Raw genomic sequence first — 23,656 nt, forward strand, 5'->3', positions numbered from 1 at the left:
GCATGGTCCGGGGGAAGGGGTGCGGGGGATCCAGCCGGTTGTGGCGGTTGCCGTCGTGGCGGTCGGGGGCGGCGGGGGGGCGGGGGGCGGGGGCGGTCAGCCTCGGACGCCGTGCAGGGCCATGGTCACCGCGGCCTCCGTCACCACGGCCGGGTCCTCGGCCGCGCCCAGCTCGATCCGCCGGACCGCCGCGTCCACGACCCCCTGCAACAGCATCGCCGCCAGCCGGGGCTCGCCGTGCCCCAGCTGCCCCAGCGCCTCGACGACCATCGCGACGAGCCCCCCGTGGGCCGCGCGGATCTTCTCCCGGGCCCCGGCGTCCAGCTCACTTGCGGAGATGGCCACGACCGCCCGGTGCCGCCGGTCGCCCACCAGGGCCAGCTGCCGCCGGACATAGGCCTCGACCTTGCCCTCGGGTGACTCGGCGCACCCCATCGCCGCCGCGACCTCCGCCGCCCACACGGGGAAGTCGGCCTCGCACAACTCCTCGACCACGGCCGCCCGGGACCGGAAGTACTCGTACACCGACGACCGGGCGAGCCCGGTCCGCTCGGCCAGCGCGGGAAAGGTCAGCGCCTCCGTCCCGCCCTCGGACAGCAGGGTCCGGGCCGCGTCCAGCAGGGCGGCTCGCTGCATCGACCGGTGCTCGGCCACGGAGGCCGCTCGAATCCTTGGCACGCCGACCACTTTACGGACGCGCCCCGGGCGAACGGGAGCGACTCAACGCCCGAAGCTCGCCAGCTTCGCCCGCAGCTGGAGCACCGACTTGGTGTGGATCTGGCTGACCCGGCTCTCGGTGACGCCCAGCACGTTGCCGATCTCGGCGAGGGTGAGTCCCTCGTAGTAGTACAGCGTGACCACGGTCTTCTCCCGCTCCGGCAGTGTGTTGATGGCCCGCGCGAGGAACCGCCGCAGCTCCCGGTCCTCGGCCACCTCCACCGGGTTGTCGGCGGCGGTGTCCTCCAGCGTGTCCATCAGACTGAGCCGGTCCCCGCCCTCGCCGCCGACGTGCAGCAGCTCCTCCAGGGCGACGACGTTGGCCAGCGACAGCTGGCTGAACACCGCGTGCAGTTCCTCGACCTCCATGTCCAGCTCGGCGGCGACCTCGCTCTCCGTCGGCGTCCGCCGCAGCCGCGCCTCCAGGGTGGCGTAGGCGCGCTCGACGTTGCGCGCCTTCTGCCGGACCGAGCGGGGGATCCAGTCCAGCGCCCGCAGTTCGTCGATCATCGCGCCGCGGATCCGGGTGATCGCGTACGTCTCGAACTTGATCTCCCGGTCGATGTCGAACTTCTCGATCGCGTCGATCAGCCCGAAGACGCCGGAGGACACGAAGTCCGCCTGCTCCACGTTGGGCGGCAGGCCGACGCTGACCCGGCCCGCGACGTATTTCACGAGCGGCGAGTAGTGCAGGATCAGCTGCTCCCGCAGCCGGTCGTCCCCCGTCGCCTTGTACGACCGCCACAGCTCGTCGAGCGTCGAGGGAGCGGGCGGCCGCACGTTGCCACCGTCGCGGGCGGCTGGGGGGATCGCCGCCCGGTCGGACCCGGAGGTGTGCTGGGGCATTCGTCGCCTTGTGCCGTTCTGCCGTGGAGTGCCGTGACTTGCTGCGAGGTGGGAGCGGGGGGCCGAAGTGGGCTGACTGGGTGAGGTGTCGGTCTGGTGGCGCGTTGGCGCGGTCTGCACCGCCGCTTTCGTGAGCGTAGCGTGACTGAGGAGTCGCGGTGTGCGAACAGTGAGGCACCACCCGTGCGCGGGGCGCTCCCGCCCGGCGGGCGGCCACGGTCGGCGGTTCGCTGTGCGTGACCGGCCGCAGGGGCCAACTCCGGGAAACCCCAAGGGCGTCGGGAGTTCCCCCGGACGGCCGAACACGCTCGGTCAGCGGGGGCGGTGACCACCCTGGACCGATGTCATCGCCTGGCGTGTCAACTTCCAGCCATCGCCGTGTCGTTCGACGTAACCAAGTGCTCGGAGTTCGTACAGTCTCGCGATCGCCTCATCCGGTGTCGTACCGGCGCCGAGCGCGATCTCCCCGGCGGGGGCGGCGCGGTTGCCGGGCAGGGCGGCGAGGACGGTCCGGGCGGCCGGTTCCAGCAGGTCGCGCGGGAGGACCGGGCCCCGCCGGGCCGGTGCGAGGTCACCCATGTCGCCCACGAGCTCCACGACGTCCGCGGCATCGGTGACCAGGGTGGCCTCCTCGCGCAGCAACTCGTGCACGCCGGCGGAGAGGGCGCTGCTGACCGGGCCGGGCACGCCCATGGTGAACCGGCCGAGGCGCTGCGCGGCCCGCGCGGTGGCCAGCGAGCCGCTGCGGCGGGCGGCCTCCACGACGACCGTTCCCCGGGTCAGGGCGGCGATCACCCGGTTGCGCAGGATGAACCGGCTCGGGGTCGGATGGTCCCCGGGCGGCAGCTCGCCTACCATCAGTCCCTGCTCCGCGATCCGGTCGAGCAACGCGGTGTGGCCGCGCGGGTAGGGCCGGTCGAGGCCGCAGGCCAGGACGGCGACGGTGGCACCGCGGGCGGCGAGGGCGCCGCGATGGGCGGCGCCGTCGATGCCGTACGCGCCACCCGACACCACCACCCAGCCGCGCTCGGCGAGGTCCGAGGCGAGGGTGGCCGCCACGTGGGTGCCGTATGCGGTGCACGCGCGGGCTCCCACCACGGCGACCGACCGCAGCGCCCACATCCGCAGGCTCGGCCGGCCCCGCACCCACAGCCCGACCGGCCGGGCGTCACCGAGGTCGTCGAGCTGCCGGGGCCACTCGCTGTCCCCCGGGCACAGGAACCGCGCCCCCGCGGCCCGCGCCAGGCCGAGGTCCCGCTCCGGCTCGGCACGTCCGGCCCGGGCGAGGAGCCCCGCCCACCGGGTGCCGCTCACCCCCGGCAGCGGCTCCCCGCGGCACCGCAGCCGCCGCACCACCTCCCCCACCCCGAGCTCCCGCACCCACCGTCCGCCGACCTCGTCCCCCGGCTCGATCACCCGCCCGAGAAAGACCCGCCCGAGCCGTTCGTCGCCAGGGTCGCCGGCCGCGGTCATGTAAGGGCTCCGATCGCCATCGGTACCCCTCGGGAGACACCGGTGCGCAGTTGCAGGGCCAGGGTTACGTCGGTCGCGTCCGGCCGGTCGTGCCCGACGAGGTCGGCCACCGTCCAGGCGACGCGCAGGACCCGGTCGATGCCACGGGCGGTGAGCACGCCCCGCTCCAGGCTGCGTTCGGCCTCGTCCATCGCCCCGGAAACGGCCTGGTACCGGCTGCGCAGCTCCCGGCCGGGCACCTCGCTGTTGGTGTGCCACGGGGTGCCGGCGAAGCGGGCCGCGGCCCGCTCACGGGCCTGCTGGACCCGGTGCGCCACGGTCGCCGTGGACTCGCCTCGCGCGCCGGGCTCGGTGAGCTGGGCCCGGGTGACCGGATCGACCTCGACGCGCAGGTCCACCCTGTCCAGGAGCGGTCCGGACAGCCGGGACTGGTAGCGGCGGATCACCGACGGGGGGCATTCGCACAGCGAGTCGCGGGGCGAGAACCGTCCGCAGGGACAGGGGTTGGCCGCCAGCACCATGAGGAATCTCGCCGGGAACCGGACCACGCCGGCGCTGCGCGCGATGACGACGTGCCCCGACTCCAGTGGCTGGCGCAGCGCGTCCAGGGTCTGGCTGCGGAACTCGGGCGCCTCGTCCAGGAACAACACCCCTCGGTGGGCGAGGGACACCGCTCCCGGGCGCGCGAAGCCCGCTCCGCCGCCGACGAGTGACTGCATCGTGGCCGAATGGTGCGGTGCGCAGTAGGGCGCGGCGTCGATGAGCGGCTTGCCCGGTGGCAGCAGTCCCGCGACCGAGTGCACCGCCGTCACCTCCAGCGACTCCTCCCGGGTGAGCCGGGGAAGGACGGCGGGCAGGCGTTCGGCGAGCATGGTCTTGCCCGCGCCGGGTGGTCCCTCCAGGAAGAGGTGGTGGCCTCCGGCGGCGGACACCTCCACGGCGGTGCGGGCGGAGATCTGCCCCACGACGTCCGCCAGATCGTGTTCCTGGTCGTGCTGAGCGGCGCCGCTTCTGTGCATGCCGGTGGCGGCACCCGTGCCCGGTACCCGCAGGCCGGCCAGGAGCGGGTCGGGGCGGCCGTGATCGTCGGGCACCTCGTCGGGGACGGGTTCGTCGGTGAGGACCGCGATGAGCTGTCGCAGGCTGCGCACGCCCAGTACGGACACACCGGGGACGAGCGCGGCCTCGGCGGCGGCGCACTCGGGTACGACCACCTGCTCGTACCCGGCGTCGGCCGCGGCCAGCACGGCGGGCAGGATGCCCCGGACCGGCCGGACGCGGCCGTCCAGGCCCAGCTCTCCGATCATGACGATGTCGGCGAGTACCCGGGGGTCGATGCGCTCGGCGGCACCGAGCACCGCACACGCGACGGCGAGGTCGAAGCCGGAGCCGGCCTTGGGTACCGAGGCCGGGCTGAGTCCGACGGTGAGCTTCTTCTGCGGCCACTCGGCTCCCGAGTTCACCACCGCCGCCCGGACCCGGTCCCGGCTTTCCGTCAGGCTCTTGTCCGGGAGGCCGACCAGGGTGAACGCGGCGACGCCGGGTTCGAGGTCGGCCTGGACCTCGACGACCACGCCGTCGACGCCGACGAGGGCCACCGAGCACGTACGGGCGAACGCCATTCAGGCCACCCCCCGTGCGTGCTCGACGGACGGGGCGCCCCGGCGGGGCAGCACCACGCCGATCAGGTCGATGCGGACGCCGCCCGGCGGTGCTCCGCCGTGGGCCTGGATCCAGTGTTCGGCGAGCCGGCGCAGCCTGGCGGCCTTCTCGGGGGTGACGGCGGCCATCGGATGTTCGTAGCCACCGCCCCTGCGGGTCTTCACCTCGCAGACGACCAGTGCGTCGGCGTCCCGCGCCACGATGTCGATCTCGCCGGTCCGTCCGCAGCGCCAGTTGCGCTCCAGGATCGTCATGCCGGTCTCGGCGAGCCGCCGGGCGGCCAGGTCCTCGCCGTACCTGCCGATTGCTTCTCGTGCGTTCATGTCGGCACCACCTCCGGCGCCAACCGTCACGCGCCCCGTCCCCAAGTGTTGATCTTGGTGGATGGATCGGCGGTTGTGGAGAACTCCGTCACCCGAACGGGCGGGGAACGGGGAAAACCCAGGTCATCAGCCGCCCGGGAGTTCCAGGTCGCTCTTGTTCAGCTCTTCGATGTTCACGTCCTTGAACGTAAGGACGCGGACCTGCTTGACGAAGCGCGCCGGTCGGTACATGTCCCAGACCCAGGCGTCCGCCATGCTCACCTCGAAGAACACCTCGCCCTGGACCGAGTGCACCTGCATCTCGTAGTCATTGGTGAGATAGAAACGCCGCTCGGTCTCGATCACGTATTTGAACAGACCGACGACATCTCGGTACTCCCGGTAGAGCTTCAGCTCCATCTCGGTCTCGTACTTCTCGAGGTCCTCGGCGCTCATGGCATGTTCCCCTTCAGCCGTGCGATCCACCCATTGTGCGCCAGTCCGGCATTCCCTCAGACGATTTCCGTGTCGAGGGTCACGGGCCTGGCCGGGGGACCTTCGACGAGCAGCGTGCGCAGCAGCTCGGCGAGTCTGGTCGGATACACCGTCTCATGTGCCCGGGTCAGTTCCCGGCACGTCCACCAGCGCGCTCCGGCGACAGTGCGCCGTTCCAGCTCCGTCAGCCCCGTCGCCGCGACGTCCGTCCGGGCGGTACGTGCCAGGTAGTACCACTCGTCCTGGTCCCAGCGGCGGCCCGCGAACGGGAACGAGCAGCGGCGCCGCCAGAGCACGGGACCGAGGTCGACGTCGGTGATGCCGGTCTCCTCGGCGAGTTCCCGCAGCGCGGCCTCCTCGCGTGTCTCGGCGCCCTCCAGACCGCCGCCGGGCGTGAACCACCAGTCGTCGGCCGGGTCGTCCGGCTCGTGGCCGTGCAGCAGCAGGATGCGGTCCTGCGGGTCGAGCAGCACCACCCGGGCCACCTTGCGCAGGTCGCGCTCGCTCCCGGAGGGTGCCGCGCCCCCGTACGGCTGCTCGCCGTCGTGGGGGTCCCCGGCCGGCCGCGCGGTCTCAGCCGGCACCGGTCGTCCCCGGGTGGGCGGTGCGGGCGCGGGAGCGGCCGAACAGGCCAGCTATCGGGCCGTAGGCGCCGCCGCCGAGGATCAGGACGGCGCCGGCGGCGATCAGCAGCTCGATCGTGCGCAGCGGGCCGGGTCGGGAGAGGGCGCCGAGTGCTTCGAAGCCGGTGGGGCGCGCGAGCATGCCCCTCCAGGGCCAGACGACGGCGTCCACGCGGGCCGAGACGGCGTCGCGGGAGACGGTGCCCCGGGCCGTGTCCGTGAGGTGGGCGGTGGAGTCCAGGGAGCCCTGGCGTTCGTCGCCGAGGAGGAACAGCCGGCCCTTGGGCACGGTCACCTCGGGAACGTCCTTGTTCTCGGCCAGGCTGCCCTTGGGCAGATAGGGCTCGTCGATCTGCTTGCCGTTGACCGTCAGCTTGCCGTCGGTGCAGCAGGAGACGGTGTCGCCGCCGACGGCGACCACGCGCTTGACCACTTTCGCGTTGTCGACCCAGCTCTTGTCCTCGAAGACGACCACGTCACCGCGCCGCACCTCGTCCCCGTCGACGCGCTGGGCCATGACCCGGTCACCGGCGTCGATGGTGGGGGTCATGGAGCTGGTGGGCACGGTGTACGGCCGGTAGACCACGGCGCCCCACGCGAAGCCGCCGAGGAACAGCACCACGCCCAGCGCCACGGCCAGCCCGGACAGCCGCTGCCCGACCCGGCCGGCGCCGGCCCGTGCCGTACCGGTGCCGCCGCGTTGCGGGGCCGTACGCGTCATGCTCTCGCCACCCATGGACCCGCACCCTACCCGGCGGTACCGAGCGGGGGGAGCCCCTGTTCTCCGGCGGGGGTCAGCGTCGCCCGGACGCGGCCTTCCGTGCGGCGCAGGTCTCCGGCCGGTTCGCACGCCGGCGCCGCCACACGGCCACCGGCAGGACCGCGGCGACGGCCGCGCCCTGCGGGGCCACCGTCAGCCACGCGGCGGCGGAGGACTGCCGGTCCAGGCCGGGCTGGCCGAAGGTGTCCGGGACCGGCAGGGTGCCCCAGCGGTTGATCGGCCAGGCCTTGACGATGGCGCGGCCGACGGCCTTGTCGACGGGGACCATGCCGTGGTTCTTGTCCGACTGGTTGTAGCGCGAGTCACGGGAGTTCTGGCGGTGGTCGCCCATCACCCAGATGTAACCCTTGGGGACCTTCACCTTGAACTGGCCGCCCAGCTCGTCCACGGTGCACGGGGTGTTGCCCGGGTAGACGTACGGCTCGTTCAGCGCCTTGCCGTTGACCTTCAGCGGGCCGCTGCCCTTGCACTCGACCGTGTCGCCGCCGACCCCGATCACGCGCTTGATGAGGTCCTTCTCCTCGGCCGACGGCATCAGGCCGACCCAGCTGAGGACCTTCTGCACCGGGTTCGGGTTGGGTGTCGGCTCGCCCGCCAGCCAGTTGTCCGGGTCGTGGAAGACGACGACCTCGCCGCGCTCGGGCTCGGAACCGAACCACGGGGTGAGCTTGTCGACGAGGACGCGGTCACCCTGCTGGAGGGTGTTCTGCATCGAGTCCGACGGGATCGAGAACGCCTGCACCAGGAAGGTCTTGATCAGCAGCGCCAGGACCAGCGCGATGCCGATCAGGAGCGGGAGTTCCTTCCAGAACGAGCGCGGCTTCGCCGGCCGGCGGCCCGTTCCGTCCGTGCCCGCGTCCCCGGAGCCGCTCGGCCGCTCACCTTCCCGGGCGCCCTCGCCGCCGGTCACCGCCTCGTCCCCGGAGGTCATGGCGCCGTCCCGGCCGGGGCCGTCCGACTCCACGGGACGCCCGCGGTTCTCCTCGCCGTCGTGTCCCGACCGTGCGCCAACCGCCACATCCCCCACGCCAACTCCTCACTCTCTGCCGCTGCCTGCCCCGCATACGCCGCAGGCCCACCACTCCCATAACGAGCGGGAGTTCCGCAGGGGTCGGGAGCCGGGTCGTTCCGTTCGGATTCTCCTGGGCAACCCTATGCGACGGCCGGTGAGCCGCGGTCGTCCCCGACACGGACTCGGTGACACTTGCAAAGGTTTTAGGTTCCTCCAGGCGCGTCCAGTGGCCCAGCGGCCAGCCGATGACCATGGCCCGGCCGACGACCGAGTCCTCGGAGACCGTGCCGCCGTAGGGCGTGTTCTGGTGGAAGCGGGAGTCCGCGGAGTTGCCCCGGTGGTCGCCCATCACCCACAGCCGGCCCTTGGGGACGGTGATGTCGAAGGGCGTGGCGGAGGGCGCGTCCCCCGGGTACACGTAGGCGCCCTCGGTGAGCGGTACGCCGTTGACGGTGACGCGGCCCTGTGCGTCACAGCACTTGACGTGGTCGCCGCCGACTCCGATGACCCGTTTGATCAGGTCCTTCTCGTTGTCGGAGGGCAGCAGGCCGATGAATGTCAGGCCTTCCTTGAGCTGCTTGACGACCACGGGGTCGTTCTTCTTGGCGGTCTGCTCGTCCTGCAGCCAGCCGCCCGGGTCGTGGAACACGACGACGTCGCCGCGCTCGGGCCGGGCGCCGAACCACGGGGTGAACTTGTCGACCAGGACCCGGTCGCCGATCCGGATCGTCTCCTCCATGGATCCGGAGGGGATCACGAACGCCTGGACGAGGAACGTCTTCAGGACGAGCGCTATGAGGACGGCGACACCGACCAGCAGGGGGATCTCCCGGACGGCGGAACGCCTGCGCTTGCGCTTGACCTTGCGCTGGAGTTTCCGCCGCTCCGCGCGCGTGCGGCCACCGCCGGACGCCGAGGCGCGGCCACCGCCGGACGCGGAGGTGCGGCGGGCGCCGGTGGGCAGCAGGTCGTCGGCGGGCGTGCCGGGCGGGCCGCGCCGTTTGCCGCGGTTACCCATGGGCGCCTGCCGCGGCGGACACGCGCGCGTAGGCGGACGGCCGGGTCAGATGAGTCCAGTGGCGGTAGGGCCACACGATCCAGTCGGCGCGGCCGATGACGTCGCCCACGGGGATCATGCCACCGCCGGGTGAGCCGAGATGGTCGCGGGAGTCGCTGGAGTCGCCGCGGTGGTCGCCGAGGACGAACAGGCGCCCGGCGGGCACGGCGACGTCGAAGGGCACGCCGGAGGGGGCGTCCCCCGGATAGAGGATCGCCGTCTCGTCGACCGGCCGGCCGTTCACCTCGAGCCTTCCCTTCTGGTCGCAGCAGACCACGTGGTCCCCGCCCACCCCGACCACGCGTTTGACGTAGTCCGCGTTCCCGAAGTACCCGGTCCCGTCGAACACGATCACGTCGCCGCGGCGCGGCTGGGCACCGAAACGGTACGCCAACTTGTTTACGAGAACGCGGTCCCCGATCCTCAACCCCTGCTCCATGGATCCGCTCGGGATCTGGAACGGCTGCATCACGAAGGCGTTGAGGAGCAGCAGGAAGGCCAGGCAGGCGAAGAGGCCGAGGGTCATCCGGCCGCCCGGGACCCGGTCCGCGGCACGTGCCGCCAACGCGAAACGCGACCGGCCCTCCGTACCCGGGGACTCCGGGCGGGAGGGGCGGTCGCGTTCCGTGGGCTGAGCTTCGGTGTCCATCGGGGCCAGATGCTATCCGGCCCCGCTATGACGCCGGGGAAGCACTCAGTTGTCGCGCTTCTCCTTGATCTTCGCGGCCTTGCCGCGCAGCTCACGGAGGTAGTACAGCTTGGCGCGGCGCACGTCACCACGGGTGACCAGCTCGATCTTCTCGACGATCGGGGTGTGCACCGGGAAGGTGCGCTCGACGCCGACGGAGAACGAGACCTTGCGGACCGTGAAGGTCTCGCGGACGCCGGAGCCCTGGCGGCGGATCACCACGCCCTTGAACTGCTGCACACGGGAGCGGTTGCCCTCGATGACGCGGACGTGCACGTTGACGGTGTCACCCGGGCGGAAGGCCGGGATGTCGGTGCGCAGCGACGCGCCGTCGACGATGTCGAGCAGGTGAGACATTTCGTCTGCTTTCTTCGCTGATGCCACAGGTCATCAACGGGAGATAGGTGTACAAGAGGTCTGTCGTGCGGTCGGGCGGGCGTCGTCTCCCCCTGTGGCAGGGGCGCGCGCCGGACGGACGCACAACATCGGCCTATTCTTCCATGCCGCCCGCCCGGCGCCAAAATCGGCCGTACGGGTCGCCCGCCGGGTCCGGTTCCCAGCCGAGGACGGAGAGCATCTCGCGGTCCTTCTTGTCGAAGGCCCCGGGGGCGCAGCGTTCGATCAGGTCCGGCCGGTTCGCCGTCGTACGCCGCAGGGCCTCGTCGCGGCGCCAGCGGGCGATCCTGCCGTGGTGGCCGCTGAGCAGGACCTCGGGGATGTCCCGGTCGCGCCAGACGGGCGGCTTGGTGTAGACGGGGCCTTCGAGGAGGCTCGCCATCGCGCCGGGCGCGAAGGAGTCGTCGCGGTGGGACTCGGCGTTGCCGAGGACGCCGGGCAGCAGCCGGGCCACGGCCTCCGTGATGACGAGGACGGCCGCCTCGCCGCCGGCGAGGACGTAGTCGCCGATGGAGATCTCGTGGACCGGCACGCGGGTCGCGTACTCGTCGATGACCCGCCGGTCGATGCCCTCGTAGCGGGCCGGGGTGAAGACCAGCCAGGGCCGCTCGGACAGCTCGACGGCCAGGTCCTGGGTGAAGGGCCGGCCGCTGGGGGTGGGCACGATGAGTGCGGGGGAGCTGGCGCCCGTCTCGTAGCCGTCGGCGAGGACCGTGTCCAGGGCGTCGCCCCAGGGGTCGGTCTTCATGACCATGCCGGGGCCGCCGCCGTAGGGGGTGTCGTCGACGGTGTTGTGCCGGTCGTACGTCCAGGCGCGCAGGTCGTGCACGTGGACGTCGAGCTGCCCGCGCGCGCGTGCCTTGCCGACGAGGGAGACGTTCAGCGGTTCCAGGTACTCGGGGAAGATCGTGACGACGTCGAGCCTCATGCCTCTTCGTCCCTGGCGGAGGCGATCTCGGCGCGGTCGTCGATCAGGCCCGGCGGAGGCGCGATGACCGCCTTCTGCTCCTCCAGGTCGATCTCGGTGACGATCTCCTCCACGAAGGGGATCATCACCTCGCTGCCGTCCGGGCGTTCCACGATGAACAGGTCCTGGGAGGGCAGGTGCGAGACCTCGGTGATCCGGCCCACCTCGGTGCCGTCCTCGGTGACCACGTCCAGGTCGATCAGCTGATGGTCGTAGTACTCGTCCTCGCCCTCGGGGAGTTCCTCGGGGTCGATCTCGGCGATCAGCAGGGTGTTGCGCAGGGCCTCGGCGGCGGTGCGGTCGGTGACGCCCTCGAAGCGCAGGAGCAGACGGCCGCTGTGGACGCGCCCGGTGGCGATGGCGAGCGGCCCGGCGGAGGCCGGGTCGGTGGCCAGGACGGCGCCCGGGGCGAGCCGCAGTTCGGGCTCGTCGGTACGTACCTCGACGGTGACCTCGCCCTTGATGCCGTGGGCGCGGCCGATCCGTCCGACTACCAGCTGCACGTGTCCAATTCTCCTGTCATCTTCTGCCTCACACGACTGCGGGCCGGGGACGGCCCAATGGCCGTCCCCGGCCCGAGCCGGTTGCGATGAAGCGTCAGCGGACGTGGTCCGCGTCGACGAGGTCGACGCGGACACCGCGACCGCCGATGGCGCCCACGACGGTGCGCAGGGCGCGCGCGGTACGGCCGTTGCGGCCGATGACCTTGCCGAGGTCGTCCGGGTGGACCCGGACCTCGAGCACACGACCGCGACGCAGATCACGCGAGGCGACCTGCACATCGTCAGGGTTGTCGACGATGCCCTTCACGAGGTGCTCAAGCGCCTCTTCGAGCATGCTGCTCAGGCCTCGGTCGACTCGGAGGACTCGGCAGCGGCCTCGTCCTTCTTCTCAGCCTTCTTCTTCTGGGTGATGGCCTCACCCTTGCCCTCGTCGTCTCCGCCGAGAGCCTCGAACGTCGGACGAGCGGCCTTCGGCTCGGCGACGAGGAGCGGCGCGGGAGCCGGCTCGCCCTTGAACTTCTGCCAGTCGCCGGTCTTCTTCAGGATGGCGAGAACGGGCTCGGTCGGCTGAGCGCCGACACCGAGCCAGTACGCCACGCGGTCGGCGTCCACCTCGATGATCGAGGGGTGGTAGGTCGGGTGGTACTTGCCGATCTCCTCGATGGCCCGGCCGTCACGGCGGGTACGGGAGTCGGCGACGACGATGCGGTAGTGAGGCGAACGGATCTTGCCCAGACGCTTCAGCTTGATCTTGACTGCCACGGGAGTGGGTTCTCCTGGATTTGACGTGAGTTGGGTACGACGGGACGCCGCGTGGGGTTGCGGTACCCGAGTGCCCGACGGACGCGTCAGCCGGAGGAGAGAGGGGTCCTGTGCGGCTGTCGAGTACAGCTAGCCATTGTGCCATACCCGGCGGGTCGCCCTCTGCCGGGGTGCGCGAGCCGGGGCCGGGCAGCACGGCGCGGCACCCGGCGTGGACGTGACCGCGCGGGTGCCGTCCGCGCCCGCCGTGCGGGGCGGGGTCCCCCCGGCCGGAAGGAGCCGGGGGGAGGCACGAACCGTCCGCGGGGTGCGATTGCCCTCGTCCGGCACCCACGAGATGCCGGTGACCGCGGTTCGTGACTACGCCGCCCCCACGACCTCCGGGATCCGGAACGGCTTGCCGCAGCCGCCGCAGACGATGGGGGCCTGGGCCAGGACCGAGGGGACGACCCGGACGTTGCGGCCGCAGTCGCACACCGCCTTGACCCGGACGCCGCCGCCGGAGGAGCCGTGCCGGGCGGCCGGGCCGCGGAAGGTCCGGGAGGTGTCGGCCGAGGTGGCCGCCGTGTGGGCCTTCAGCGCGCGCTGGAGCCGCTCGATGGTCGGGCGGTAACGCCGCTTCGCCTCGGGGTTGAGCGTCACCAGCGAGAAGCCGCTGCTCGGGTGCGGCTCATCGGGGTGGTCCAGGCCCAGCTCCTCGGCGATCGCGAGGAAACGACGGTTGTGGTAACGGCCGGCCCGGGAGGTGTCGCGGACCCCCCGGGCGGCGGCGATGCCGTGGACTGCCTCATGGAGCAGTCGCTCGAAGGAGAGTGCGGGTCCGCACGCGGACGACGACTCTCCGATCAGGGACTCCGGCGCGGCGAGATCCGGCAGCTCGGGGTGGTACCGCTGAATGTCGGCCCACGCCTGCGCCAGCTCCGCGGCGAGAACAGGTGGTGTCTGTGTCGTGCTCACGTAATGACAACGAGCGGGGGTGCCGCTGTGTTCCTATTCCGGGGCATCCCAAATAATTTGCACGTACCCGTCAGTTGCCGCTGATGCGGGGAGACGAGGGCGGGTGCGCTGATCTGCGGAGAAGCCTCGCAGCTCCTACCAAGCTGGTGCGTAGTCCGCGCTACGCCCGAGCCCGTACGCCCTGGCACAACCGTGGGCGGCGGATCCGCAAGAGGTGTTTCGGCCGCTTCCCGCGCTCGGCCTCACCTCGGTCAGCGTCCACGGCGCTCGTGACGTTACCCCGAGCCGCCCGGCCCCCCGGCACCGGCCCGTCCCGGCGGAACGGACACCGTACGGCCGGCCGCATTGCCGGGGCGTGAATTCTCGCCACACCGGTGTCCCGGCACCAAGCCGGGGTCCTCGACCCCTGGACGGCGCCGCGAGGCGGGAGTTACCTGGCATACGTGGGAAGGGCGCGCGCACGGCACACGGGGGCCATGCGACCGGGCGCGGCGGCGAACTGTCGGCGGATTGGGGCGCTTACCTATGACACCTACGCTCGTGCGGCAGCACGTGTCCCGCGCGGTCTGCGCACCGCGCGTGGACCGGAGCGCACGCGCGCGTGACTGGTCCGAGATCCAGGAGCGGATGCTCGTACCTCTGTACGAAACCGTGTACGACCGACTCGACGTGGGTCCCGGTACCCGGCTGCTGGGCCTGCGCTGCGGGGCCGGACTGGCCCTGCTGATGGCGGCCTCACGAGGGGCCGCGGTCACGGGCGCCGACTCCGCGTCCCCCGAACGGCTGGCCCTGGCACGTGAACGTCTGGGGCCGGCCCTCCCGCCCGGCGGACGGGCTCTCCCGCCCGGCACGCGCGCGCGTACGCCCGCGCGCCTCCTCGACGGCCCGCCCTTGTGCGCGGCCGGCGCCGAGAAGGGCGGGTACACCGTGGTCACCGTCCTGGAGCCGGTCGGCGGCCTCGCGGGCGACCCCGAAGGGCTCGGCGACCTCCTCGCCGCGGCGGTGCCGCTGGCCGGGCGGGGGGCCGCCGTGGTGCTGGCCGGCTGGGGACCGCCGGAGCGCTGCGCCACCGCCTCGGTGCTGCGGGTGGCCGCGGAACCGGCCGGCCCGCCGCGCGGCGCGGACCGCTGGCGGCCGGCCCGGCGGGACGACCTGGAGGAGGCCGCCCAGCGGGCCGGGCTCCGGCCGGACGGCTCGGGCCGGGTCGCCTGCCCGTTCGGGTACGCCGATCTCGGCAGCGCCGTCCGCGGGCTGCTCTCCACCGGTCTGTTCGACGCGGCGATCGCGGCGACCGACGCCGGGCAGGTGGCCAAGGAACTGACGGAGGCCCTGCATCCGCACCGCCGCCCGGACGGCACGGTGTGGATGCCGAACGTCTTCCGCTACCTCGTCGCCCGCGTGCCCTGACCGGTACCGTCCGCGCCGGAACGGGCGATGCCGGCGATCCGGTGGGCGTTACGCCTCGATGCGCCCGGGCCGGTCCGGCGGCTTGCGCGGCGGCGCGGGGTGAGCCGTACCGGGGCGGTACGGCACCGGGCCGTCACCGGCATGCGCCGGGGGCGCCCCCGTACACAAGGGGCGCCCCCGGCGACGTACGGACCCGGTCGGTCCATGGGCGCGGTCAGCCCATGAACTTCTTGAACTCGTCCGGCAGTTCGAAGTCCTGGGGGACCTGCTGGCCGGGCAGCCCGAGCGCGCCCCCGTTCTGCGCGGCGGCCTCGCGGCGCTGGGCCGCCTCCAGCTCCTGCTGCTTGCGCTTCATCGGGTTGCCGGAGCGCTGCTTGCCCTTGGTCTTCTTCTGCTGCTTCTTCTGCCGGCCGGGGCCGCCGCCCATGCCCGGGATCCCCGGCATGCCCGGCATGCCGCCGCCCTGGGCCATGCGGGACATCATCTTGCGGGCCTCGAAGAACCGCTCGACCAGGTTCTTCACCGCGCTGACCTCGACACCGGAACCCTTGGCGATACGGGCGCGGCGGGAGCCGTTGATGATCGTCGGCTCCTGGCGCTCGGCCGGGGTCATCGACTTGATGATCGCGGCCGTGCGGTCGACGTCCCGCTCGTCCAGGTTGTTGATCTGGTCCTTGATCTGGCCCATGCCGGGGAGCATGCCGAGCAGCTTGCTGATGCTGCCCATCTTCCTGACCTGCTCCATCTGGGACAGGAAGTCGTCCAGGGTGAAGTCCTGGCCCTTCCTGGACGCCAGCTTCGAGGCCATCTTCTGGGCCTCTTCCTGACTGAACGTCTTCTCCGCCTGCTCGATCAGGGTGAGCAGGTCACCCATGTCGAGGATGCGGGAGGCCATCCGGTCCGGGTGGAACGCGTCGAACTCGTCCAGCTTCTCGCCGTTGGACGCGAACATGATCGGCTTGCCGGTGATCTGCCGGATCGACAGGGCCGCGCCACCACGGGCGTCGCCGTCGAGCTTGGAGAGCACCACACCGTCGAAGCCGACGCCGTCACGGAAGGCCTCGGCGGTGTTGACGGCGTCCTGACCGATCATGGCGTCGACCACGAACAGGATCTCGTCCGGGGAGACCGCGTCCCGGATGTCCGCGGCCTGCTGCATCATGTCGGCGTCGATGCCGAGGCGGCCGGCGGTGTCGACGATCACGATGTCGTGGACCTTGGACTTCGCGAACTCGATGGAGTCCTTGGCGACCTTCACCGGGTCACCGACGCCGTTGCCCGGCTCGGGGGCGTACACCGCGACGCCGGCGCGCTCGGCGACGACGCTCAGCTGGTTGACGGCGTTGGGACGCTGGAGGTCACAGGCGACCAGCAGCGGGGAGTGGCCCTGCTCCTTGAGCCACCGGCCGAGCTTGCCCGCGAGGGTGGTCTTACCGGCGCCCTGGAGACCGGCGAGCATGATCACGGTGGGCGGCTGCTTGGCGAAGCGCAGGCGGCGGGTCTCACCGCCGAGGATGGTGACCAGTTCCTCGTTGACGATCTTGAGGACCTGCTGGGCGGGGTTCAGCGCCCGGGAGACATCGGCACCGAGCGCGCGCTCCTTGAGGTTCTTGATGAACGACCGCACGACGGGCAGCGCCACGTCCGCTTCGAGCAGCGCGATACGGATCTCACGTGCCGTGGCGTCGATGTCCGCCTCGGAGAGCCGTCCCTTGCCGCGCAGGTTCTTGAAAGTCGCTGACAGGCGATCGGAGAGAGTGTCGAACACGGCGCTCGCGGTCCTCGGGGTCGGTGACGGTCTTCTGGGAATCGCCCTCCAGGGTATCCCGGCGCCGGGTGCACCGGGGCAGGGTCACCCGCGCAGCGTCTCCTCCAGTGCCCCGGCCGTCGACGTGGCGTCCTGGCCGGGCAGCGGCGCGCCCGTGCCCGTGGTGACGTAGAACGCGTCCACCGCGTTGGAGCCGAGCGTACTCACGTGCATGCTCCGCACCCGTACGCCCGCCTTCTCCAGGGCCATGCCGATGCGGTACAGCAGGCCCGGCGCGTCCTGGGCGCGGACCTCGATCACCGTGGCGTGGTGGGAGGCGGCCGGGGCCACGGTCACGCGGGGCGGCGGGGCGGTCCGGCCGCGGCGGCGGGGATAGGCCGCGTCGCGTTCGGCGAGGCGGCCGGCGATGTCCAGGGTGCCGTCCAGGGCGCGGACCAGGTCGGCGCGCAGGCGGGCCGCCTGCGGCAGGGAGCCGTACTCGGCGGCGACCCGCCAGTTCAGCAGGAGGACCGAGCCGGCGTCGTCCACGTCCGCGGGCAGGCGCAGGGCGCGCAGTTCCGCGGTGCGCACGGTCAGGCGGTGGACGGCGAGGACACCGGCGACCGCGGGCAGCACGCCGGGCTGGTCGGGTACGGCGACCAGGAGTTCGACGCCCAGAGGTTCGGGGTCACCGGACGGTTCCTCGTCTGGGACGGGTTCGCTCTGGGCGCGCAGGGCGAGGGCCGGGCCGCCGGTGCGGAAGGCCTCGATGCCGAGGCGTTCCTGCTCGGCGGTGGGCGCGGCCGGCTCGGGCTCGTCGGGGGCGTCCCCGGCGAGGACGGCACGGACCCGGCGGACCAGGTCGGTGACGAGGGAGGCGCGCCAGGACGACCAGGCGGCCGGGCCGGTGGCGAGGGCGTCCGCCTCGGTGAGGGCGTGCAGCAGCTCCAGGATGCCCTGGGTGCCGACCGCCTCGGCGACCGAGCGGACCGTGGCCGGATCGTCCAGGTCGCGGCGGGTGGCCGTCTCCACCAGCAGCAGGTGGTGCCGCACGAGCGTGGACAGTGCCTCCACGTCCGCGCGGTCGAAGCCGATCCGCGCGGCGACGTCCCTGGCGATGATCTCGCCGGCCACCGAGTGGTCACCGGGCCAGCCCTTGCCGATGTCGTGCAGCAGGGCGGCGACGAGGAGCAGGTCGGGGCGGCTGACGCGGCGGGTGAGCTCGGAGGCGCGGACGGCGGTCTCGATCAGGTGCCGGTCGACGGTCCACACGTGCACGGCGTTGCGCTGGGGGCGGCAGCGGACCCGTTCCCAGTCGGGGAGCAGGCGGGTGATCAGGCCGTCGGCCTCCAGTGCCTCCCAGACGTCGACCGTCGGGCGGCCGGAGCCGAGCAGGGTGACCAGTTGTTCGCGGGCCTCGGCGGGCCAGGGCGCGGGCAGGGGGCGCGCGGTGGCGGCCATGCGCCGTACGGCGTGCGGGGAGAGGGGGAGGCCGGCCTGCGCGGCGGCGGCCGCGGCGCGCAACGGCAGCACGGGGTCGCGTTCGGGGCGTGCGGCGCGGGCGAGCACCACCTCGCCGTCCTGCTCGACGACGCCCTCGGCGAGCGGGGAGCGCTCGGTGACGGGTTTGCCGCCGTCACCCGCCACCGCCCTGCGGAGGAAGTCACCCCGGTCCTTCGCCAGTTTCCGCAGGCGCGGCCGGACGGCGCGGGCGCGCAGCACGCGCCCCACCTCGCGCCAGGTGACATCGCTGGCGTACGCGATCACACGGGCCGCCTCGTAGACCTGCCGCAACAGGGCGTCGGCATCCAGCAGCCCCAGCGCGGCGGCCACCTGGTCCTGCTCCTGAAGGGCGAGCCGGTCGGTGGCGCGGCCGGTGGACAGGTGGAGGGCGTCACGGACGTCGAGGAGGCGGCGGCGGGCGTCGGCCAGGCCCTCGCGCGGGGCGTCGGCCAGCCAGGACGCGGCGACGGCGCGCAGGGCGGTGGCGTCGCGGAGGCCGCCGCGGGCCTCCTTGAGGTCGGGTTCCAGCAGGTAGCGCAGCTCGCCCTGCCGTTCGGCCCGCTCGGCACACAGTTCCCGGAGTTCGGGCAGGCGCTTGGGCGCCTGATTGCGCCATTCGGTGAGGACGGCGGTGCGCAGACCGGCGGTGAGGCCGAGGTCACCGGCGAGGTGGCGGGCGTCCAGGAGGCCGAGGTGCACCTTCAGGTCCTCGCCGGCCGTCCTGCGGGCCTCGACCGGGGTGCGCACCGAGTGGTCCAGGGCGATGCCGAGGTCCCACACCGGGTACCAGAGCCGGTCGGCGAGGGCGGCGACCGCGCCGGGGTCCGAGCCGTCGTGCAGCAGCACGAGGTCGAGGTCGCTGCGCGGGGAGAGTTCCCCGCGGCCGTAGCCGCCGACGGCGACGAGCGAGACGCCGCCGAGGCCGCCGGCCGCCGCGCCGAACAGTCCGGCGAGCCAGTCGTCGGTCAGTTCCGCGAGGGCGCCACGGCGCGGCGGCCCGGGCTGCGCCCCCTCACCGAGGAGGCGCAGCCGGGCCGCCGCGTAGCCGCTGGGTCCCGAGTCTTCCGCTTCGTCGCGCACATCCGTACCCGTCACCCGGCGACTCCGTTCTTCCGTCGTGTCCAAGCGCGTCCGTGTCAGAGCGCGTCCGGCCCGCGCTCGCCCGTGCGGACCCGTACCGCCGTCTCGACCGGCAGCGACCACACCTTGCCGTCACCGATCTTGCCCGTACGGGCGGCCTTGACGACGACCTCGATCAGCTGTTCGGCGTCGTCGTCCTCGGCCAGGACCTCGATGCGGATCTTGGGGACGAGGTCGACGGTGTACTCGGCGCCGCGGTAGACCTCGGTGTGGCCCCGCTGCCGACCGTAACCGCTGGCCTCGGTGACCGTCAGTCCGTGGACGCCGAATGCCTGGAGGGCTTCCTTGATCTCGTCGAGCCGGTGGGGCTTGACGACGGCCGTGATGAGCTTCATGCGTCCACCTTCCTGGTCTGCGTGGCGCCCGGGGCGTGGGCGGTGGTCGCGGTGACCCCGCCGCCGGCGCCGCTGAAGTCGTATGCGGTCTCGGCGTGCTCCGCCTGGTCGATGCCGGAGACCTCCTCGTCCTCGGTGACCCGCATGCCGAGGGTCCGGTCGAGGAGGAAGGCGAGGACGGCGGAGACGATCAGGGAGTAGGCGAGGACCGCGAAGACACCGGCGCACTGCTTCCACAGCTGGGTGAACGTGTGGTCGCCGTAGAGGACGCCCGTGGCGGCGGACTGGCCCTTGCCGGTGGCGAAGAAGCCGATGAGCAGCGAGCCGATGATGCCGCCGACCATGTGGACGCCGACGACGTCGAGGGAGTCGTCGAAGCCGAACCGGAACTTCAGGCCGACGGCCGCGGCGCAGGCCACACCGGCTATGGCACCCACGGCGATCGCGCCGAGCGGGGAGACCGCGCCGCCGGAGGGCGTGATGGCGACGAGGCCGGCGACCGCGCCGGAGGCGGCGCCGAGCGTGGTGAAGGCGCCGTGGCGGATCTTCTCGTAGGCGAGCCAGGCCAGCATGGCGGCGGCGGTGGCGACCTGCGTGTTGACGAACATCAGCGCGCCGACGCCGTCGTCGTTGCCGAGCCAGGAGCCGGCGTTGAAGCCGAACCAGCCGAACCAGAGGAGACCGGCGCCGAGCATGACCAGCGGGAGGCTGTGCGGGCGCATCGGGTCCCGCTTGAAGCCGACGCGCCTGCCGATGACGAGGATGACGCCGAGGGCCGCCGCACCGGCGTTGATGTGGACCGCCGTACCGCCCGCGAAGTCGATCACGCCCAGCTTGTAGGCCCAGCCGTCGGCGCCCCAGACCCAGTGGGCGACCGGCACGTAGACGATCGTGACCCACAGGGTGATGAAGAGCGCCCAGGCGGAGAACTTGACGCGGTCCGCGAGGGCGCCGCTGATCAGGGCCGGTGTGATGATCGCGAACATCAGCTGGAAGACCATGAAGACGTAGACCGGGATGGTGTAGCCGTCCCAGAGCTCCGTCAGCCCGATGTTGCTGAGCCCGAACCAGTCGGTGTTCCAGCCGATCAGCTTGTTGCCCGTGCCGAAGGCGAGGGAGAAGCCGTAGAGCACCCAGAGAATGGTGACGATCCCGAGGCTGATGAAGCTCATCATCAGCATGTTCAGGGTGCTCTTGACGCGGACCATGCCTCCGTAGAAGAAGGCCAGGCCCGGCGTCATGAGCATCACCAGGGCGGAACAGATGAGCATGAAGCCGGTGTTGGCGGACGACAGTCTGGGTGCGTCCGCCGCAAGCATGATGGCTGGTGCCATCGGCGTCTCCTCGTCGGTTGGTACGGCCCCGTGCGGGCGGTGCCTGAGCGGTCCGGTCGGTTGAGGGGTGGCCGGTTATGCGCCCTGAGACTGGCGCAGCGCGGTTTCCGTGGAAGCCCCTCGTTGTTTCGCCGGGGTGACGAAGACGCCGTGCGTGTTACGCGCCGGTGAAGTGCGGGATGCCCGGTCGCGGGATCGTTATCGTGGCGCGACCTGCTCCGGCGGAGAGAGAGCCGGCCGCGGCCGGCCTCTCGATGACCTGGCATGGGGGAGCCGAGTCGGGCAGTTCGGGAGGACCGGCCGCGGCCGGGGCATGTGTTCTCGCCGGGTCAGACGGCCTCGGCGCTCTCGGGGAGATCGACGGCGAGCTTGCCGGCGAGGTCGACCACGGCGCCGAGGTCGCCGAAGTCGCGTACGGCCGTGTCGACCGTCTTTCGGATACGAGTGTTCACACGCTCGGAGCGGACCTTCTTGGCGATGTCCATGGCCCGTGCGGCGTAGACCGTGCTCTCCTCTGGCTCGCGCTGGAGCAGGTGCACGGTGGCCACGCCGATGAGGTTGAGCGCGTAGGACCGCTGGTGCTCGGAGTCCTCGGCGAACAGCTCCACCGCCCGCCGCATGAGCGGCTCGGCGAGGGAGGCGTAGGTGGGGCTGCGGCCGGCGACATAGGCGAGGTCGCGGTAGGAGTGGGAGTTCTCTGCGTACAGCTCGGCCTCGGAGAAGAAGCGGATCCAGTCGGGGTCCGGCTCGTCCCACTCGTCGGCCTCGGCGAAGGTGTCCTCGGCCATGCGGACCGCGCGCTTGGTCCTGCCGGGCTGGCCCATGTTCGCGTAGGCGCGGGCCTCCATCGCATACAGCATGGACTGGGTGCGCGGGCTCGCGCAGTCGCGGCTGCCGTACTGGGCGAGGTGGATCAGCTCCAGGGCGTCCTCCGGCCGGCCGAGATGGATCATCTGGCGGCTCATGCTGGAGAGGATGTACGAGCCGAGCGGCTTGTCCCCGGCCTCCTTGGCGGCGTGCAGGGCGAGGACGAAGTACTTCTGCGCGGTGGGCTGGAGGCCGACGTCGTACGACATCCAGCCGGCCAGTTCGGCCAGTTCGGCGGCGACCTGGAACAACTTGCGGGTGGTGCCCTCGGGCTGGGGTTCCTGGAGCAGGTCGGTGACCTCGTGCAGCTGGCCGACGACCGCCTTGCGGCGCAAGCCGCCGCCGCACTGGGCGTCCCACTGGCGGAACATGCGCGTGGTGGACTCCAGCAGGTCCAGCTCGGGCCGGGAGAGCCGGCCCGGCCGGCGGGAGTCGAGGGCGGACCGCGGTTCGGACGGGTCCGTGACGCCCGGGGCCGGCACGAGCCAGCGCTGCATGGGCTCGATGAGGGAGGGCCCCGCGGACAGCGCGAGGGAGGTGCCGAGGAAGCCGCGCCGGGCGAGCATCAGATCGCTGCGGGAGAACTCGCTGAGCAGGGCGACCGCCTGCGGGCCCGTCCACGGCAGGTCGACGCCGGAGGCGGCGGGTGACTGGCGGGCGGCGCGCAGGCCGAGGTCCTCGATGGAGACCACGCAGCCGAAGCGCTCGGAGAACAGCTCCGAGAGGATGCGCGGGATCGGTTCGCGCGGGTTCTCCCCGTCCAGCCAGCGCCGCACGCGCGAGGTGTCGGTGGAGATGTGGTTGGCGCCCAACTGACGTGCCCTGCGGTTCACTTGGCGGGCCAGCTCGCCCTTGGACCAGCCGCTGCGCACGAACCACGAGCCGAGCAGCTCGTTGGGGCGCTTGTCAGCGTTCGTCCCGCCACCGCCGTTGCCGCCCACTGGAAAGCCCCCATCCCTGAGACCACTTGCCGCCGAGTGCGCCAAGCCCTATCAGAATGCCGGTGAGGACGGTCCGCCGTCCGCCGCTTCTCACCCTTCGAACGAGCTGGCGCCTTGCCTCCGGCATACCCACGGGTACTTGCGCCCCAGGACTCGCACACTGACAGTAATCCCCCGATCACGCTCCCAGCCACGGGAATCCCGGAATCGCCACCATTCGCCACCCCTTCGTATGAACTCACGGCCGGCTGCACACGATTGACTTGACACAAGACGAACGGGAGCGGGCGAAGTGATGCACGTGGGGGCGCGTATCCCGCGATGCGCCACCCGGTGTGCTTCCAAGCGCCGCTTCGTCCCCGCAGCGCCAGGGACGGGCGCGCCGTAACGTTACGTTCCGCTTCCGTCTCGTTCCGTGGCGTGACCACCGGCGCGCAGCACCCGTTGGAGGGGGCATGGGCTTCACGATCGGCGGCATCCGTGAGATCCGTTCCGGCACGCGCCGGCGCGGCCGGTCCGCCGAGTGCACCGCCGTCGCCGAGTTCACCGGGCTGTGGGGCTGGGACGTGGTGCCGGGAGCGCGGGCCGCGGCGGGCGCCTGTTCGTGCGAACGGCCCGACTGCCCGGCGCCGGGCGCGCACCCCCTGGGATTCGCGCCGCCCGTGCCTGCCGGGGCCACGCTGGAAGAGGTCGGCAAGGCCTGGGCCGAGTTCCCGGGCGCCTCGGTGATGCTGCCGGTCGGCCGGGCGTTCGATGTCCTCGAGGTTTCCGAGGCCGCCGGCCGCCGGGCCCTGGTCCGCCTGGAGCGCATGGGCCTCCCCCTCGGCCCGGTCACCGCCGGCCCGGACGGCCGCGCCCGCTTCTTCGTGGCACCCGGCTGTGCCGCGGACCTCCCCCGGCTGCTCTACCGCATGGGCTGGGACGACCCCGGCGCGCTGGACCTGCGCGGGCTCGGACCGGGGACGTACATCACCGCGCCGCCGTCCGACCGGGGCGGGCTGGGCCCGGTGCGATGGCTGCGCCCGCCCGCGCTGGACGCGGCGACACGTCCGCCGGCGGCCCGGCTGCTGCTGGGCGCGCTGGCCTATGTGGCGCACCGCTCCCGGGACTGACCGGCGGGCACACAAGGCGAAGCGCCCGT

24 protein-coding genes are annotated in these 23,656 nt (G+C 72.3%); 2 read left to right on the top strand and 22 right to left on the bottom strand.

Annotated features, from left to right (window positions below; translation table 11 throughout):
• Window positions 1-96: 96 nt before the first annotated feature.
• From ACGFT1_RS18880 to ACGFT1_RS18960, 17 genes are all read right to left on the bottom strand, one after another.
• Window positions 97-654 carry a TetR/AcrR family transcriptional regulator gene (locus tag ACGFT1_RS18880; protein ID WP_373910435.1) on the bottom strand — a complete coding sequence of 186 codons (558 nt, stop codon included), beginning with the start codon at window positions 652-654 and terminating at the stop codon, window positions 97-99.
• 66 nt (window positions 655-720) lie between these two features.
• Complete coding sequence (whiG, locus tag ACGFT1_RS18885; protein ID WP_361993966.1) at window positions 721-1,563, bottom strand: RNA polymerase sigma factor WhiG; 843 nt, start codon at window positions 1,561-1,563, stop codon at window positions 721-723.
• A 312-nt stretch (window positions 1,564-1,875) separates the two neighbouring features.
• Complete coding sequence (dprA, locus tag ACGFT1_RS18890) at window positions 1,876-3,036, bottom strand: DNA-processing protein DprA (protein WP_373910108.1); 1,161 nt, start codon at window positions 3,034-3,036, stop codon at window positions 1,876-1,878.
• Entirely contained in the window at window positions 3,033-4,658 is a 1,626-nt protein-coding gene (locus ACGFT1_RS18895) for a YifB family Mg chelatase-like AAA ATPase (protein ID WP_373910109.1), read from the bottom strand. The genes dprA and ACGFT1_RS18895 overlap by 4 nt, the downstream gene beginning before the upstream one ends.
• On the bottom strand, window positions 4,659-5,021 hold the full coding sequence (locus ACGFT1_RS18900) for a YraN family protein (protein WP_373910110.1): 363 nt from the start codon (window positions 5,019-5,021) through the stop codon (window positions 4,659-4,661).
• A 126-nt stretch (window positions 5,022-5,147) separates the two neighbouring features.
• Complete coding sequence (locus tag ACGFT1_RS18905; protein WP_003965949.1) at window positions 5,148-5,456, bottom strand: DUF2469 domain-containing protein; 309 nt, start codon at window positions 5,454-5,456, stop codon at window positions 5,148-5,150.
• Window positions 5,457-5,512: 56 nt separating this feature from the next.
• Entirely contained in the window at window positions 5,513-6,079 is a 567-nt protein-coding gene (locus tag ACGFT1_RS18910) for an NUDIX hydrolase (RefSeq protein ID WP_373910111.1), read from the bottom strand.
• Window positions 6,069-6,854 carry a signal peptidase I gene (gene lepB / locus ACGFT1_RS18915; RefSeq protein ID WP_373910112.1) on the bottom strand — a complete coding sequence of 262 codons (786 nt, stop codon included), beginning with the start codon at window positions 6,852-6,854 and terminating at the stop codon, window positions 6,069-6,071. Before lepB (ACGFT1_RS18915) ends, ACGFT1_RS18910 begins: the two co-directional genes overlap by 11 nt.
• 58 nt (window positions 6,855-6,912) lie before the next feature.
• Complete coding sequence (gene lepB / locus ACGFT1_RS18920) at window positions 6,913-7,830, bottom strand: signal peptidase I (protein ID WP_373910113.1); 918 nt, start codon at window positions 7,828-7,830, stop codon at window positions 6,913-6,915.
• Entirely contained in the window at window positions 7,778-8,929 is a 1,152-nt protein-coding gene (gene lepB, locus ACGFT1_RS18925; protein ID WP_373910114.1) for a signal peptidase I, read from the bottom strand. The genes lepB (ACGFT1_RS18920) and lepB (ACGFT1_RS18925) overlap by 53 nt, the downstream gene beginning before the upstream one ends.
• Window positions 8,922-9,617 carry a signal peptidase I gene (gene lepB, locus ACGFT1_RS18930; RefSeq protein WP_373910115.1) on the bottom strand — a complete coding sequence of 232 codons (696 nt, stop codon included), beginning with the start codon at window positions 9,615-9,617 and terminating at the stop codon, window positions 8,922-8,924. Before lepB (ACGFT1_RS18930) ends, lepB (ACGFT1_RS18925) begins: the two co-directional genes overlap by 8 nt.
• A gap of 45 nt (window positions 9,618-9,662) precedes the next feature.
• On the bottom strand, window positions 9,663-10,013 hold the full coding sequence (gene rplS / locus ACGFT1_RS18935) for a 50S ribosomal protein L19 (RefSeq protein WP_373910116.1): 351 nt from the start codon (window positions 10,011-10,013) through the stop codon (window positions 9,663-9,665).
• A gap of 133 nt (window positions 10,014-10,146) precedes the next feature.
• Complete coding sequence (gene trmD, locus ACGFT1_RS18940; RefSeq protein WP_373910117.1) at window positions 10,147-10,980, bottom strand: tRNA (guanosine(37)-N1)-methyltransferase TrmD; 834 nt, start codon at window positions 10,978-10,980, stop codon at window positions 10,147-10,149.
• Window positions 10,977-11,522 carry a ribosome maturation factor RimM gene (gene rimM, locus ACGFT1_RS18945; RefSeq protein ID WP_373910118.1) on the bottom strand — a complete coding sequence of 182 codons (546 nt, stop codon included), beginning with the start codon at window positions 11,520-11,522 and terminating at the stop codon, window positions 10,977-10,979. Before rimM ends, trmD begins: the two co-directional genes overlap by 4 nt.
• A 94-nt stretch (window positions 11,523-11,616) precedes the next feature.
• On the bottom strand, window positions 11,617-11,856 hold the full coding sequence (locus tag ACGFT1_RS18950) for an RNA-binding protein (RefSeq protein ID WP_373910119.1): 240 nt from the start codon (window positions 11,854-11,856) through the stop codon (window positions 11,617-11,619).
• A 5-nt stretch (window positions 11,857-11,861) separates the two neighbouring features.
• Complete coding sequence (gene rpsP / locus ACGFT1_RS18955) at window positions 11,862-12,284, bottom strand: 30S ribosomal protein S16 (protein WP_121786685.1); 423 nt, start codon at window positions 12,282-12,284, stop codon at window positions 11,862-11,864.
• A 360-nt stretch (window positions 12,285-12,644) separates the two neighbouring features.
• The gene (locus tag ACGFT1_RS18960) at window positions 12,645-13,241 is read right to left on the bottom strand and encodes a hypothetical protein (RefSeq protein WP_373910120.1); all 597 of its coding nucleotides are present in this window, start codon (window positions 13,239-13,241) and stop codon (window positions 12,645-12,647) included.
• Between the two features lie 525 nt (window positions 13,242-13,766).
• Between ACGFT1_RS18960 and ACGFT1_RS18965 the strand changes: the two genes are divergently transcribed.
• Window positions 13,767-14,648, top strand: coding sequence for a class I SAM-dependent methyltransferase (locus ACGFT1_RS18965; RefSeq protein ID WP_373910121.1), 882 nt, complete (start codon window positions 13,767-13,769; stop codon window positions 14,646-14,648).
• 214 nt (window positions 14,649-14,862) lie between these two features.
• Here ACGFT1_RS18965 and ffh read toward each other — a convergent pair whose 3' ends face one another.
• The 5 genes from ffh to ACGFT1_RS18990 form a co-directional block, all read right to left on the bottom strand.
• Window positions 14,863-16,416 (bottom strand): signal recognition particle protein, encoded by a 1,554-nt coding sequence (gene ffh / locus ACGFT1_RS18970; RefSeq protein ID WP_361993930.1) that lies wholly within the window; start codon window positions 16,414-16,416, stop codon window positions 14,863-14,865.
• Between the two features lie 84 nt (window positions 16,417-16,500).
• Window positions 16,501-18,993, bottom strand: a complete 2,493-nt coding sequence (locus ACGFT1_RS18975) for a [protein-PII] uridylyltransferase (protein WP_373910122.1) — start codon at window positions 18,991-18,993, stop codon at window positions 16,501-16,503.
• A 41-nt stretch (window positions 18,994-19,034) separates the two neighbouring features.
• Window positions 19,035-19,373 (bottom strand): P-II family nitrogen regulator, encoded by a 339-nt coding sequence (locus tag ACGFT1_RS18980; RefSeq protein WP_039656487.1) that lies wholly within the window; start codon window positions 19,371-19,373, stop codon window positions 19,035-19,037.
• The gene (locus ACGFT1_RS18985) at window positions 19,370-20,707 is read right to left on the bottom strand and encodes an ammonium transporter (RefSeq protein ID WP_373910123.1); all 1,338 of its coding nucleotides are present in this window, start codon (window positions 20,705-20,707) and stop codon (window positions 19,370-19,372) included. The genes ACGFT1_RS18980 and ACGFT1_RS18985 overlap by 4 nt, the downstream gene beginning before the upstream one ends.
• Window positions 20,708-21,036: 329 nt before the next feature.
• Entirely contained in the window at window positions 21,037-22,515 is a 1,479-nt protein-coding gene (locus tag ACGFT1_RS18990) for a hypothetical protein (protein WP_373910124.1), read from the bottom strand.
• A 455-nt stretch (window positions 22,516-22,970) separates the two neighbouring features.
• On the opposite strand from ACGFT1_RS18990, the gene ACGFT1_RS18995 reads away from it, so the two are divergent.
• Entirely contained in the window at window positions 22,971-23,627 is a 657-nt protein-coding gene (locus ACGFT1_RS18995; RefSeq protein WP_373910125.1) for a bifunctional DNA primase/polymerase, read from the top strand.
• Window positions 23,628-23,656 lie beyond the last annotated feature (29 nt).

This window comes from Streptomyces sp. Y20, assembly GCF_043195475.1.
Lineage (GTDB): Bacteria > Actinomycetota > Actinomycetes > Streptomycetales > Streptomycetaceae > Streptomyces.